Source organism: Microscilla marina ATCC 23134 (assembly GCF_000169175.1).
Classification (GTDB): domain Bacteria; phylum Bacteroidota; class Bacteroidia; order Cytophagales; family Microscillaceae; genus Microscilla; species Microscilla marina.
On sequence record NZ_AAWS01000001.1, the window covers coordinates 292830 to 306448 of the forward strand.

Here is a 13619-nt window from a genome sequence, read left to right on the forward strand (position 1 = left end):
GGTAGCCTTTTTACTTTTATCAAAAACCTGATGGTTAGGCAGGCACCAAGGTAAAGCTAATGCTTACATTGCCACTTTTGCCGGTTTCATTGCCTTGGTACTTTAGTTCAGCATTGCTAAACTCTACACTATTATAAACAAGTGCAGTACCACTTGCCGGAGTAAGGGTCAAGCTGGTTTTGTCGGTTGACAAAGCCCAGGTACCTGTAGTAGAAGTTCCTGTTCTGTCTACTAGCGTATAGCTTTTGGTGGTACCATCATCGGCCAGTGTCAAACGGTATTGTGTAAATTGAGCCGTTACATCCAAAGTACCTTCCAGAGCATTACTCACCTTCCAGGTTTTGTGTAGCTCAGTGTTTTCGATGGTAGGACCAGGGTTGTCCTTTTTTTTGCAGCTTTGGGTAAACACTGCTACCATAGCTATCAATACTAAAAATATAGAGACTTTTTTCATTGTGATTTTGTTCAATGTTTATCGCAGGAAAATAACAGGGCAGTACTGAGCTGCCCTGTTTTGGCATTTACTTATTTTTTAACAATTCGACGAACGCTCAATACGTTGTTTTGGTTGTCAAAGATTTGTACTAAGTATACACCCTGATTAAGGTTGCTCAAGTCAATATTTGATTTTTGCGCACCTTGCAGGTTCTTCTTGATCATCACTTTTGAATCAAAAGTAGTAACCACTATTTTTGAGAATTTATACGTATTACTTTCTATGATCAAACTACTTGAAGTAGGGTTGGGGAAAGCCTTGAACGTAACATCAGTAGCAGTATTTACTCCTGTAGTAGCCCCAGTAGTAGTTACAATACCTACGTTTGACGGTTGACTGGCTCCATTGGCGTTTACTGCTTTTACTCGTACATAATATTTGGTGCCTGCACTTAAGCCAGTGACCACTTGCGAGGTACCTGTTACCGACAAGTTGGCGAAACCTACTACCAAAGCAGTAAATTTACTATCAGTAGACACATCCAGTAAGTAACTGTCAGCAGTAGCCCCTTGAGTAGCAGCAGTCCAGCTGGCAGTAAAACCTCCGTTAGTAATACCTGTGGCAGCGTTCAAAGTAGGCGCGTTAGGCTTGGCTTTGGTAAGATCAACCGTAATATTGGTAGTTTTCCAAGTACCTATCTGATACCCCCCATCTCTTGGGTCAGAGCTGTCAAACTGTCCACCTATGCCCACAATAGTAATCCCCGAAGTAGTTCCCTTCTCAAATACCTCATCATAAGTTTTTTTGGCAAGCTCAGTGTCGCCATCTATGCGTAGTTCCAGTTCGGTGTTTTCGCCTACAATAATAGTTACATCAAAGCCCGAACCACTGTAAGAAGCATTTCCTTTCCAGTCTGCCTTATCTTTAATGTCTACATTTTCAAGTTTAATCAAACGCGACTCGGTGTCTTCGCTCAAAGCAGTAACCACTGCTGCGGTTTGTAATGCCTTGCTGCCCCCTAGTTGAGTGATTTTAGATACTTTAGTTAGTTGCATCAAGCCATTGAAATGCCCTACTTCAGCATCAATTTCCAGCTCATCGCCTTCTGCCAGGGCATTTCTATCTGCCAGGTTTAGCTTACTAAAGTCGCTACTATTGATAAACAAACCAATTCCTTCTTTGGCAGCGTTGCTACCCTCAATAAGCGTAAACGCAATATTAGTAGTTTGTGTATTGGCTCCGTGTAGCACACCCTTTACTCTTACCGTTCCTTTAGTAATAGGCAAGCCGTTGGCGTCTACTGCATTGCGTAGCTCTTTGATAGTTTTTGCGGGCACGGGAGTGATTACCTTAGCCGACACTGCTACATCAAGTTGAGTGGCTCCGGTAGAAGCAAAAGTGACATTGCCACTTGGAGTGCCAGCTGCAGTAGCAGCAGCTACCCTTACATATACTTTTACATCAGCTAATTTACCAGTAGTGTTTAGCAAAGTCACGGTGTTGCCGAAAGTATTATCATCTAATGAAACTTCAAATCCAGTAGGAGCAGTTGCTATAATATCAGCCGTGAGCCTGGTGCCCGATACATTGATATATTGTGAGGCTGAAGCAGTACCAGCTTCATTGGTAAACTCTGTAAAATCCCTGTTTTTTGAAAGGATAGGGGTAGTGGCGCCCGCCACAAGTCCAGTTAAAGCCACTGTTTTGTCAGTTGCCCCTGTGCTGGTAATAGTCAAGTTGCCGTTAACAACCCCCTCGGCAGCAGTAGCCGCCAACCTTACCTGAACAGTTACAGTTTTACCATTAGTGACTGCCTTGGCTATAGTTTTAGGGCTCCCAAAGCTTGTCCCATTATCTACCGATACCTCATATCCAGTAGGTGCAGTCAGGGTTACATCTCCGTTCAAGGTAGCACCCGTCAAATCGAAAGTTTGTGCCGAAGAAGCAGTTCCAGTATTGGTTCCAAAGCCAGTCAAAGACTCTACACTAGTAGTAAGTATCGTGGCTATTTCAATTTTGATTTGGTCTACATTCCAACGTACCGCATTGTCAGTACTATTATATTTGAAAATAATATAAGCAGTACCACTAATGGCAGACAAGTCAATATTACCAGTAGATGCCCATACATCAGCCGTAGTAGGCAAGTTTACATTGAGTTCGGTCAAAGTAGCAGCAGAAGGATCGCCAGCGCCTGAGTAATCAGTAGAATAATATACCTTCAGGTAGTTGTTTACGTCTGTGGCGCCAAATTTTTGTCGAGCAAAGAAGCTTAACTGCTCTTTAAGTGTGGCATCAAAGTTAATTGGAGGCGAGATCAACCAATCGGTGTTATCTTTTGAACCACCATCAAAACCACTTATTTGGGCAGACTTTGTAGAACCATCTGCTCCACTTGAGCTGGTTGTCCATACCTGTGTACCTACAGTACTTACCACGCTCCAATCGCCCGACGTCAACGAACCATCTTCAAAATCTTTGACAACACCTACCGCTACGCTGGTTTTAGTAGTAAAATTTCCTCCAGGGATGGTACCATCAGTTTTATATTTAGGTCCACCTGTACCACCACCATAAGGTACTACTCTATATTCATAATTGGTGCCTAACGTCAAGCCACTTAGGGCGATGGTTTGGGTACCTTGTCCTACGCTAACTACTCCTGAATTATCTGAAAAGTCAGTATCATCACTTACTGTTACTCCATCAGTGAATGAGGGAAAGTCACCTGAACCTGAAGTTTTTACTTGTACAATATATCCAGTTGGAAGGTTAGCCCCGGTAGCGTCTGTCCAGCTAATTGTGGCTCCTTTTACTGTAACATTGCTTGAAGCTACCCCAGTTACGTGGTTGGTTGGAGTAGTAGCTGGAGTGCCTGCTGGAGTAACACTTGCCCAGTTGGTACCTACTCTTAACTCATCAATTTCTACCGCAGGTGTTTCAGAACCAGAGTCTTGACGAAAGAAGAAGCGATTGATTACACTGAGGGAACCACCTGTTGATGTTGTTAAGGTAACATTAGGTTCAGTTCCTGCAGCAAAATCAGAAGAGTTAGGGTTAACCCATAAATTAACCTTATCAGCATCAAGGTCGTATGAAACTACAATAAATAATATGTCGCCCACATCGTAGTTGGTGGTGGTAAATTGGGTATCACCAGCACTTGTTTTTCTGTTGATACCAACTTTATACTGGGTATTTTCTTTTTTCAACCAAACGGTAGCACCATAAGTAGTATTGTTTGATGCAAATCCAGCAAGGTATCCCCCTACTGACTTGGTGGCAGATGAAACATCTGTTACTTTTAATATAAAAGAGTAATATACCACACCCGCTGTTTTCTCAGTGGTTTGTAGTATAAGGTCTTTACCATTGGCAGCAAACGAAATTTTACCACCAGTAGAAGTTTTCAGTCCATTTACTGATAGGTTGCCGCTTCCTACCGTAATTTCATCACCACTGTTTATACCAGTCCAATTGGTCTGAGCACTCAGGCTAGCTCCAGTAGTGTAAGAAAATGTCTCTTCATGGGGCAAAGTTACCTGTGCCCAACTTACGTTTGTAGCAAGCATCAATACAGCCGCCAAAAGCCACATTGATAATTTGTAATTTTTTTTCATTTCAGGAATTGATTTTTTACAAAAAATGTAATGTATACTCAGTACTAAGGGCAAAATTACGGCTATAGGCTGGGCTTTTGGAGATATAAATATTAAACAATTGTTAAATATGTTTACTCAATTTGTTTTTATAAGTGTTTTGTTACAAAACAAGCTAAACCAGGTTCATCCTGCCACCAGACCTTGTTTGAGGCTATCTTGTTGAAAGCCAGTAAGTAGTATATATCGACTGAAAAAAATGCAAAATAAACGTGTAATATATTAACAATTAGCTGCTTCTTTTTTAGGTTAAAACTTACATAAGAAAGTCCTTGGTGAAGTAGGGAAGGTGTGAAAACATAGATTGTTAAAATTTAACATTTCCAAGGTTTAGATAAGTTAATTACCTAATGTTGGTAAAAAAAATACAAGGAAAAACGTCACAAAAGCGCGCTTATAGCGTAATAAACGCTTAGGTACTCCTCAAACCCACTTTCACTATTAAGAGATTGTTAATATTGGCATTAATGTTAAAATGTAACATTCAAATCTGAAATTATATACTAAATTTACTGGATTTGGTACACACATGAACTTTAATACAGGTTCAACATTACATTAAAATATGTCAACTTTCTCTTTATTTAAGAACAGCCTCATTTTCAGTGGGTTGATCATACTATTATATGCTTGTGCTCCGGCAAAACCCGATGACCCTACTCCACCTACACCTACACCAAATGTTGGAGAATCCAACAGTGTGCACCTTACATTGGGTAATCCTAGCAAGGCAAAAAAAGACATCAATGCGCCCACCAACTACCTGATAGAAAAAGACCAGTTTGTGCTGTCTTATAACCGCGATCGGGGACTAGCCAACTGGGTAAGCTGGCACCTAAGCCCTGAGTGGCGTGGCAGTGCTGATCGTCAAGACGATTTTCGTCCAGATACCGATGTGCCTGAAGCATGGTACAGGGTTACCCAAAACGATTATCGGGGTTCAGGGTTCGATCGGGGACATATTTGCCCTTCGGCAGACCGCACCAGAAGCGTATCCGACAACTCGGCTACTTTTGTAATGACCAACATGATGCCGCAGGCACCCAACAATAACCGTGAAACCTGGCGACTTTTGGAAGAGTATGGACGTAACCTCATCACGCAAGGCAACGAGGTATACATTATATCAGGGGTTTATGGGCAGGGTGGTACTGGTAGCAATGGAGGTACTACCAATACTATAGCAGGGGGTAGAGTAGTGGTGCCGTCTAATACCTGGAAGGTGATCATTATATTGCCTAATGGCTCAGACGATGTAAACCGCATTACCAAAGATACTCGAATAATTGCTGTGGACATGCCCAATACACAAAGCATAGAAGATGACTGGGGCAAATACCGGGTTTCGATAGATGACCTGGAACAAAAAACCAACCTTGATTTTTTGTCTAAAGTAGCAGTGGATATTCAGACAGTGATTGAGGCAAAGGTAGATATTGGGCCTACAAAATAAACGAGTTGTATTAGGTTTAGCACTCGTTTTTATATAAGCCTGCCAAGGTTTTTCGACAGTTTTGTGGAAACTTTGGCAGGTTTCTCTGTTGATCAAGAATGGGGAGATTGCCCTTATTGTTTAGTAAGTTTGAGCGCTTCATACTTAAAAAAATCAAGCGCAATGATGGTATAGTTGTGTTGTTTGCCTATATGGTTTCTTCCATGAGGAAAGGCTTTTACCTGAGTCCATTGTTGTATTTTTTTTGACTTACTTAAAAAACCATAATTATAGGCTGCCGCAAAAAAACGTAGCTTATGAGCATTAGAAGAGAACTTTTGCTGGGAATAGCGGTAGTTGAGTGCTTGATATAATGTATAAAGGTAGCGCAGTTGCCACGAAAGTTGATTGAGGCGTTTCACACGTTCACGACGAACATCTTTAATACTCGAAGCTTGGTAAAGGTAAACCTGAGGTATGGCTTTAGGTATGTAAGTTTTAGCATATTTTTCAAGAGTTTCGGCAAAAGATGGCTTCATTTGAAAACGCCCCACTGAAAAATTGGCGTAAGCCGCGCCGTTTTTTACATACAAAAGTTCCAGAAATAACGTTTCCATCTTGTTTTGCATGGCTTCAAACCTGAGCAATTCCGGAAAGCCCATTGCCAGCACAAAAGCCGCCTCGGCACTGTCGCTTGGCAAGTGTTTCTTGAGGGTTGCCCGGTGTTGCCAAAGGTATTCCAGGCTTTGTTGGTAGGTTTTGTCAAAGTAACGCATAATACGATAATGCGACTGTCCCCAACCCGTATGTTGACATACCACACATAATGTACAGAGCCAAAAAATATTTGTTAAATGCTTGAAAAATAGGTGTTTATTCATAAAAAACCGGTATAAATACTAACTTATAGCCACAAAAAAACCTTGTCAATCAAATGACAAGGTGTATGCAAATATATAATATATTTTAAATTCTATTTTAACCTAGTTGTCCAAATCATTGGCATAGAAGCTTAGTGGCTCCTCTATTACTTTACCCATAGCAAATTGAAATTCAAAATCAGTTTTCTTTTTACGGGGTTTTGTTTTTGTTTTCTTTTTATCTCCATTAGATTTAAACAGCAGGTTATTTTTGGTGAATGACAAAAGTTTTTTCATGAAATTATTCCCTTTATTTATTTAACACTATTTTATTTTTTTCAAATATGGTGGATTAGGACGATAATGTCGAATGTATTTTGTTGAAAAAGTCCTGTATGTGATATTTTATACTAAAAAAAAGCTTTTTTTTGACATATTATATTGATGTAACGAAAAATGTTGTTTTTTTGGTGCAAAAACTTAGATTAAATGTAACTTTTCAAAGTAATGTTGTTAATAAAGCTATAGTAAAGGTGGGAGGGGTATTACGCGGCACTTAGGTTTTTGCACATTGTTTGGTAGTTTGTTATTTTTTTGAAATTTAATCAGTTGAAAAACACAAAAAGCAAATAAAATTATGGAAATTTATCACCCAAACAGAGGAGGGGTTTATTATAAAGAGGTAAAAAGCTTGCTTGAAAAGGTAAAAGTAGCAGAAGTAGAAGAGCTGGAAGTAAACAATTCGCATTTTCCGCGAGAATTATTACAATTTACCCAGTTGCGTAGGCTTCGTTTGTTCAATTTGCACAAGTTCCCCAGCGAAATAGCAGCTTTTGAGCATTTAGAAGAGTTGCATATATTGGGTGGATATTCTTTCAATTCAGTTACTCCACCATTTAGTATTGACTTGCCCCACCTTAAGCATTTGTGTTTATCTAATAAGTATTATCAAAGCCTTGAGTCTGATGGATTTGCTGGTTTGCCTAACCTCGAGTACCTATGTATGAACGAGTTATACCTAGGTTTTTTTCCTGAAAAGGTACTGCTCTTAAAGCAGCTCAAACACCTACAATTAAATGCCTGTAGTTTTGATAAATTGCCCGACGATATTGATCGCTTGTCTCAGTTAGTAACCTTGAGCCTTGAGCATAACGGGCTTAAAAAACTGCCTGAAACCTTAGGTAACCTAACCCATCTGAAAACTTTATTAATCAACGACAATAAGATCAAAGAGCTTCCGTCAGGCGTTACCCGGCTTCTCCAGCTTACCCACATAGAAGCTGGACGCAATAGGTTGAGCAAATTACCCTCTGAAATAGGGGAGCTGCAAAAACTTGAAACCTTGACTTTGCCTAAAAATAAGCTAACCACTTTGCCCAGTAGTTTGCCTAATTGTAAAAAACTGACGTTACTCAATCTTGAAAACAATCAATTGACTGAATTGCCCAATGCAATAGGCAACCTGAAGCAACTCCAAACCTTGCAAGTAAGAAATAACCAACTCGAAACCTTACCTCAAAGCTTAGGTAAGCTTCGTTTGTTAACTACTTTTGATATAAGTGATAACCCACTTTTGTGGCAAACGTTGCCGTATGAGGCAAAAGGCTTTAGGGAATTGATGTTGCGTTTTGTATACGAACGAATATCGTTGAAGGCAACGGCTGCTTTGTCAGATCAGCTTCAGTATTTTGCTCCAGACCTGGCTAACCATCCTTTGCAACCAGATGCTGTATTAAGCATTACAGGGCGCACCAGTCTAAAAATTAAAACACTTAAGCCAGCCCTCGAAAAACAAGGCATTCGTTATCAAAAAAAAATTGACCAACACATTACCCACTTAGTAATAGGGCGTTTGCCCAAGCTCAATCTAAATGAGTTGCTTAAGCATCCAGTCACCTTTTTGAGCGAAGCCCAGTTAAATCAGTTTTTGCAAGAGCAAGCACCTCCCGACCCTTCTAAGTACTTACTTACCCAGAATGAACATACCCCCGAAGCAGTTAAAAACCTCAAAGGCTTGTTATTGAGCGAAGACTCAAGCAACGTGGTGTTGGCAGTGGAACTGATCAACAGTGGTGGCTTTCCCATGGCGTTGCATACCGAGTTGTTTATGGCGTATAAAATGGTGAATGATACCAAAGTAAGAAAACAAATAAAACCTGTGTTGGAAAAGTACAGCTCAGAAAAGGCCAAAGAAGCCATGCGTCAGCGAATGTCGTTGTACTCTGAGCACATAGGTGAAATAAGGTTAAGGCGCAATATCAACAAATATACAAAAGACAATGAGTTTGATGGGGCTAAAATTGCCCGCTATTTTTGGGAGCGTTATCGTAAAGGTATTTTGTACTTGTTTAGTTATGGTAGTAGTGAACAAATACAAGAAGTGTTACCTAAGGGCGATACCCTGGACTTATCGGAGTTAAAAATCAATGTTTTGCCCCAAGAACTGGCACAATGCACCCAATTGAAACATGTCATACTTAATGATTGCGAGTTTGCAAATTTCCCAAAAGTACTGTTGCAATTGTCTGGCTTGGAAACCTTGGCGTTGCAAAAAAACTATTTTTGGAAACTACCTCTTGAATTGGGGCAACTTACCCAGCTCAAAAAGCTTGACTTAAGTCACAATTTTTTTGATTCTTTTCCAGAGGTAGTGTACCAGTTGCCTGCGCTTAAGTCTTTATCATTTAAAACCTGGCACACGCCTGTCATTACTGCCGAAGTGTTGCAAATGATCAAAGAAAAATTGCCCAATTGTGTGGTAGAGAGCTAGGACATAATTTGATTGGCTAATCGGTTTTGTTAGCAGGATAAATCGCCACAATTTCTTTGAAAGATACCAGGTAGGGTAGAGTAGTGCGTTCTTTACTGAATGCCTTTTGGGTGTTTTCAGCAGGATGTATCAACACCCAGTAGTATTGATAAACTTTGAGGTCTTGGCAAATGTGTGGTTGGTTTTTGGGCAGACTATAGCGATTTATTTTCACCAATGGTAGCTTTATATTGCCCTTATATGCCTTTACTATATTGAAACCCTCGTGCATTTGCCATCTACGCCCCATTTTGCCTCCTTTCATGCGGACAGGACGACAAGGTCCCTTAAAACGTTGGTACCTGCCCAACACTATTACTGGTGCTTTGGCTTTGAGGTGGGTAGGTACTTGGTCAAAATTTAGGCGTACTTGCCCCATTGACTGGCAGTGAACCAATAGACATAAAACAAGTAAGCCAACATTTTTTTTCATTAGTGAATAATTTTAACACCAGGAATAGCCGCCTTGATTTTTTGAATATCACGACTTGAAATAGGATTGTATCTCAACCAGATTTCTTTTAGGTTAGAAAGCGTGCTGATATCGTCGGGAATATAAGTGATGCGGTTAAAATCAAGGTTAAGTACCTCAAGGCTGGTGAGTTTGAGTACCTCTTCGGGAAACTGTGAAAATTGATTTTTGCTTAAATTGAGTTCTTTTAGGTATTTGAGTTTGGCAATAGATTTACCAATTTTTTTCAGTGAATTACTCTCCAGGTCTAATACTCTCAGTTTAGGGATTTGAAGAATATCTCTGGGTATTTTTTCAAAGTTGTTACCTGCCACGTGTAGCTTACGCAAACGAAGCAGTTTGGCACTAAGGAAACCAGAAAAAGCAAGGTCAGGGTTATTGCTGAGGTCAAGCGTACGCAGCATAGGTAGCGAGCCCAGGCTTTTGGGTAGTTTTTTAAAATAGTTGGCACTTAGGTTTAAGTGTTCCAGTTTTTTGAGGTTTTTGATGGATGATGGCACCTCATTTAGCTGATTTTTGTTGGCGTCAAGGTGCTGTAGATTACGCAAACCTCCAATACTTTTGGGCAGCTCTACAATACTATTCTCACTTATGTTGAGGTGTTTTAGTTTTTTGAGGTTACCAATACGGCTGGGAAAAGACTCTATCTTATTGACAGAAAGGTCTAGCTTGGTCAGTTCAGAAAAGCCCCCAATATAACTGGGAATATCTTTAAAATCGTTGCTGCTCAGGTAAAGTGCCCGTAGATTTTTTAATCCCCGCGTTCGGGATGGCAACTTATTGAGCTTGTTAGAGTGTAGGTTGAGCACCTGCAGGTTTCTTAGCTCGCCTATTTCAGGGGCAATCTCCAGCATATAATTACGCTGCATATCCAGCTTTTTTAGTTTGGGCAGCTGACTCAATTGATTGAATATTCGGGCAAGTTTGGTGTCGTTTTTTAAGCGTAACCCTACTGCCTCAAGACTTTTTAAATCGGTAAATTCAGCAGGCAAACTTCTGAGCTTTCGCCAGCCAAAACTCAACTCTTTGAGGTTTTTTAGTTTCCTCAATTTCTTAAAAATCAAGCGAAGGTTAATGTGTGAGTTGTCAGTGAGGTAAAGCCTTTCCAGGGTTTGCAGCCTTACAAACACCTTGGGCAAACGACGGAGCTTGTTCCAGTTTAGATTGAGTTCTTTAAGGTTGGTAAGCAAAGCTATTTCGCTGGGCAAATACCTGATATATTGCCATTTAAGGTCTAATATTTCTACTTTGTCTGCTTCTTTCAATGCCTGAGATAATTTGTGGTATACGATTCTTTCGTCGCCTTTGTCGTTAAAACCTCCCTGACTAAAGGCAAGCGATGATACCAAAAAAAATAAGAAGCCTGTGATAATGATTTGCTTGATAACCGTTTTCATGGGGCGTTTTTTAAAATAAATTTAATTTGCCAAGTAAAATAGAAAAAATAAAATGATCCAAAAGAAGGTACTCTCTGTTTGTTCCGCCTTGCGGAATCTTTATTTCAGCTAATCTTTGCGTAGCCTTGGCTACGGAAGTCCCTTACAGGGTGACTTTTTGAAGAAATACAACGATCAGAGACGAAATTCACAGTGGATTAGCTGCGCAGAGCTTGACCTGAAGGTCTGCGGTTAAGTGAGTTTTGTAGTTTTACCAAAAATTGAAATTTGGTAAATTTAGCTAAAAACTAAAAATTTTATGCCATAGTGATCTAAATACGTTCATGCCCAAGGCATAGTATGCATTCTTACCTAAAATACAGGCAAAATTGATCAACTTCAACTTTTAGCTGTATAATTTATTTTCTTTGTAATCATATAAATTGTACATTTCTTTCAAAAGAAATAATTTTTTCAATTATATGCTTTGATCTACAGCCTATTTTTGTGATAATTGCGCAATTTTTTTTCCAGCTATTCAAGCCAGCCCTAAAACATAAATCTATTTAGGAATGGACAAAGAATAATTTTTCCCCGATAAGTCGGGGCTGTAAGCAGTTTGGAAGTAATCTTTCTACCTGATGCTTTGTTACTTTTTTTAGCCGTAGCTATGGCTATGCCTGCAAAAAGTGTCGCGCCTCAGAAGAAAATCTCTTCCCCGAAATTGGCTACTTATTTTATTTTTTCGCCATTCCTTAGAAAGATTGTCGATAGGTTTTTTTTGATGATGGACGGATCAAGTGTTTGAAGATCTATAAGAAAAAACAATCGTTTTGGGATGAAAATTACTACGACAAAACACAAAATTTAACTGAAGTATGAAAATTGGAATTATTCGAGAGGGTAAAGTCCCTGTCGATAAACGTGTACCTTTGCTACCTGAACAATGCCAGCTATTACAAAAAAAATATCCACAACTATCCTTTGCGGTTCAATCCAGTCCTATTCGTTGTATTGCTGATGAAGCTTATCTCCAGGCAGGCTTGTCGGTGGTAGATGATATAAGCGATTGCGACGTGATTTTAGGGGTAAAGGAGGTGCCGATTCCTCAGTTGGTGGAAGGCAAAACCTTCTTTTTCTTCTCGCATACCATCAAAAAACAAGCATATAACCAAAAGCTATTAAGAACCATCCTTGATCAAGGTATTCATTTGGTAGACTACGAATGCCTGACCGATGCCAACGGAAACCGTATTGTTGCCTTTGGACGATTTGCAGGAGTAGTAGGGGCTTATAACGGTATTTTGGGCTATGGCAAACGCCACCACTTGTTTGATTTGAGACGTGCCCATGAGTGTCGTGACTTGAAAGATTTACGTACTGAGTTTGACAAAGTAAAATTACCTGCTATCAAGATAGTGGTTACCGGAGGCGGACGGGTAGGCAATGGCATCACCGAAGTGTTGGAAGGGATGAATATAGAACGGGTAAGCCCAGCAGATTTTCTCAACAAAACCTTCACTTATCCAGTGTTCACTCAATTGCGTTCCAAGGATTATTATATACCTGCTGAGGGCAATACCTGGAACAGTGAAGAGTTTTATCAAGATCCTACAAGTTATCAGGCAGATTTTTTAAAGTATGCCCACCAAGCCGAAATTCTTATTTCGGGGCATTATTGGAACCCCGAAGCAGACGTATTGTTTACCAAAGAAGATATGACCAAGCCTGAGTTTAAAATAGAGGTGGTAGCAGATGTTACCTGCGACATTGAAGGCTCTATTCCATCTACTTTGCGTGCTACTACTATAGATGCACCCTTTTATGACTATAACCCGACAAATGGGCGGGAAGTCTCAGCGTTTAGCAGCTTCGAGCACATCAACGTGATGACAGTGGATAACCTGCCTTGTGAGCTACCTTATGATGCTTCGGAAGCTTTTGGAAACCAATTGATGGAGTATGTATTTCCTGCTTTTTTTGATGGAGACGCCCAGGAAATTATCAAAAGAGCATCTATTACTAAAGATGGAGAGCTCACGCCTATATATGACTACTTGAGCGATTATGCCAACGAAGAAACAGTATAATTTTGAGTAGTGAATAGTTGCACAAACCCCACAAAAAAAAGTCCCTTGGGAAATATTTCCCAAGGGACTTTTTAACTTTTATTCTTGACTCAGCCTTGTGCCCGTTAGGCAATTACGAATGATTCAATTACGAATTACGAATTGGGCGACGCCACTCGTAATTTAGTCCAGAGTCAGTTTGAGAATTACGAATGATTCAATTACGAATTACGAATTGGGCGACGCCACTCGTAATTTAGTCCAGAGTCAGTTTGAGAATTACGAATGATTCAATTACGAATTACGAATTGGGCGACGCCACTCGTAATTTAGTCCAGAGTCAGTTTGAGAATTACGAATGATTCAATTACGAATTACGAGTTGGACGATGCCACTCGTAATTTAGTCCAGAGTCAGTTTGAGAATTACGAATGATTCAATTACGAATTACGAATTGGGCGACGCCACTCGTAATTAGCCAAAGGCAAAGCTCCCTATGATCGTTT

The 13619-nt window shown here is 40.0% G+C and carries 9 protein-coding genes; 3 read left to right on the plus strand and 6 right to left on the minus strand.

From position 1 onward, the window contains the following. Nucleotides 1-34: 34 nt before the first annotated feature. Together M23134_RS01110 and M23134_RS01115 are read right to left on the minus strand one after the other, a co-directional pair. Nucleotides 35-454: a lipocalin family protein gene (locus tag M23134_RS01110; protein WP_002692976.1), complete on the minus strand. Its 420-nt coding sequence runs from the start codon at nucleotides 452-454 to the stop codon at nucleotides 35-37. Between the two features lie 71 nt (nucleotides 455-525). Next, on the minus strand, nucleotides 526-4056 hold the full coding sequence (locus M23134_RS01115; protein WP_045112758.1) for a fibronectin type III domain-containing protein: 3531 nt from the start codon (nucleotides 4054-4056) through the stop codon (nucleotides 526-528). 604 nt (nucleotides 4057-4660) lie between these two features. Here M23134_RS01115 and M23134_RS01120 point away from each other — a divergent pair. Next, nucleotides 4661-5548, plus strand: coding sequence for a DNA/RNA non-specific endonuclease (locus tag M23134_RS01120; protein ID WP_002692979.1), 888 nt, complete (start codon nucleotides 4661-4663; stop codon nucleotides 5546-5548). 113 nt (nucleotides 5549-5661) lie between these two features. Here the strand turns inward: M23134_RS01120 and M23134_RS01125 are convergent, their stop codons facing one another. After that, nucleotides 5662-6408, minus strand: a complete 747-nt coding sequence (locus tag M23134_RS01125; RefSeq protein ID WP_157558280.1) for a hypothetical protein — start codon at nucleotides 6406-6408, stop codon at nucleotides 5662-5664. Nucleotides 6409-6510: 102 nt separating this feature from the next. Continuing rightward, on the minus strand, nucleotides 6511-6684 hold the full coding sequence (locus M23134_RS40840; protein ID WP_002692983.1) for a hypothetical protein: 174 nt from the start codon (nucleotides 6682-6684) through the stop codon (nucleotides 6511-6513). A gap of 340 nt (nucleotides 6685-7024) precedes the next feature. On the opposite strand from M23134_RS40840, the gene M23134_RS37330 reads away from it, so the two are divergent. After that, a complete protein-coding gene (locus M23134_RS37330) occupies nucleotides 7025-9157 on the plus strand; it encodes a leucine-rich repeat domain-containing protein (protein WP_002692985.1) in 2133 nt (710 codons plus the stop codon). A gap of 16 nt (nucleotides 9158-9173) precedes the next feature. Here M23134_RS37330 and M23134_RS01135 read toward each other — a convergent pair whose 3' ends face one another. Together M23134_RS01135 and M23134_RS01140 are read right to left on the minus strand one after the other, a co-directional pair. Then, entirely contained in the window at nucleotides 9174-9629 is a 456-nt protein-coding gene (locus M23134_RS01135) for a hypothetical protein (protein ID WP_045112759.1), read from the minus strand. Next, a complete protein-coding gene (locus M23134_RS01140) occupies nucleotides 9629-11065 on the minus strand; it encodes a leucine-rich repeat domain-containing protein (RefSeq protein WP_002692990.1) in 1437 nt (478 codons plus the stop codon). The genes M23134_RS01135 and M23134_RS01140 overlap by 1 nt, the downstream gene beginning before the upstream one ends. 857 nt (nucleotides 11066-11922) lie before the next feature. Between M23134_RS01140 and M23134_RS01145 the strand changes: the two genes are divergently transcribed. Further along, nucleotides 11923-13134 (plus strand): NAD(P)-dependent oxidoreductase, encoded by a 1212-nt coding sequence (locus M23134_RS01145; protein WP_002692992.1) that lies wholly within the window; start codon nucleotides 11923-11925, stop codon nucleotides 13132-13134. Nucleotides 13135-13619: the final 485 nt, after the last annotated feature.

Coding starts and splice junctions, on each gene's coding strand:
- M23134_RS01110 (WP_002692976.1), bottom strand. CDS start 454: ATGAAAAAAGTCTCTATATTTTTAGTATTGATAGCTATGGTAGCAGTG.
- M23134_RS01115 (WP_045112758.1), bottom strand. CDS start 4,056: ATGAAAAAAAATTACAAATTATCAATGTGGCTTTTGGCGGCTGTATTG.
- M23134_RS01120 (WP_002692979.1), top strand. CDS start 4,661: ATGTCAACTTTCTCTTTATTTAAGAACAGCCTCATTTTCAGTGGGTTG.
- M23134_RS01125 (WP_157558280.1), bottom strand. CDS start 6,408: ATGAATAAACACCTATTTTTCAAGCATTTAACAAATATTTTTTGGCTC.
- M23134_RS40840 (WP_002692983.1), bottom strand. CDS start 6,684: ATGAAAAAACTTTTGTCATTCACCAAAAATAACCTGCTGTTTAAATCT.
- M23134_RS37330 (WP_002692985.1), top strand. CDS start 7,025: ATGGAAATTTATCACCCAAACAGAGGAGGGGTTTATTATAAAGAGGTA.
- M23134_RS01135 (WP_045112759.1), bottom strand. CDS start 9,629: ATGAAAAAAAATGTTGGCTTACTTGTTTTATGTCTATTGGTTCACTGC.
- M23134_RS01140 (WP_002692990.1), bottom strand. CDS start 11,065: ATGAAAACGGTTATCAAGCAAATCATTATCACAGGCTTCTTATTTTTT.
- M23134_RS01145 (WP_002692992.1), top strand. CDS start 11,923: ATGAAAATTGGAATTATTCGAGAGGGTAAAGTCCCTGTCGATAAACGT.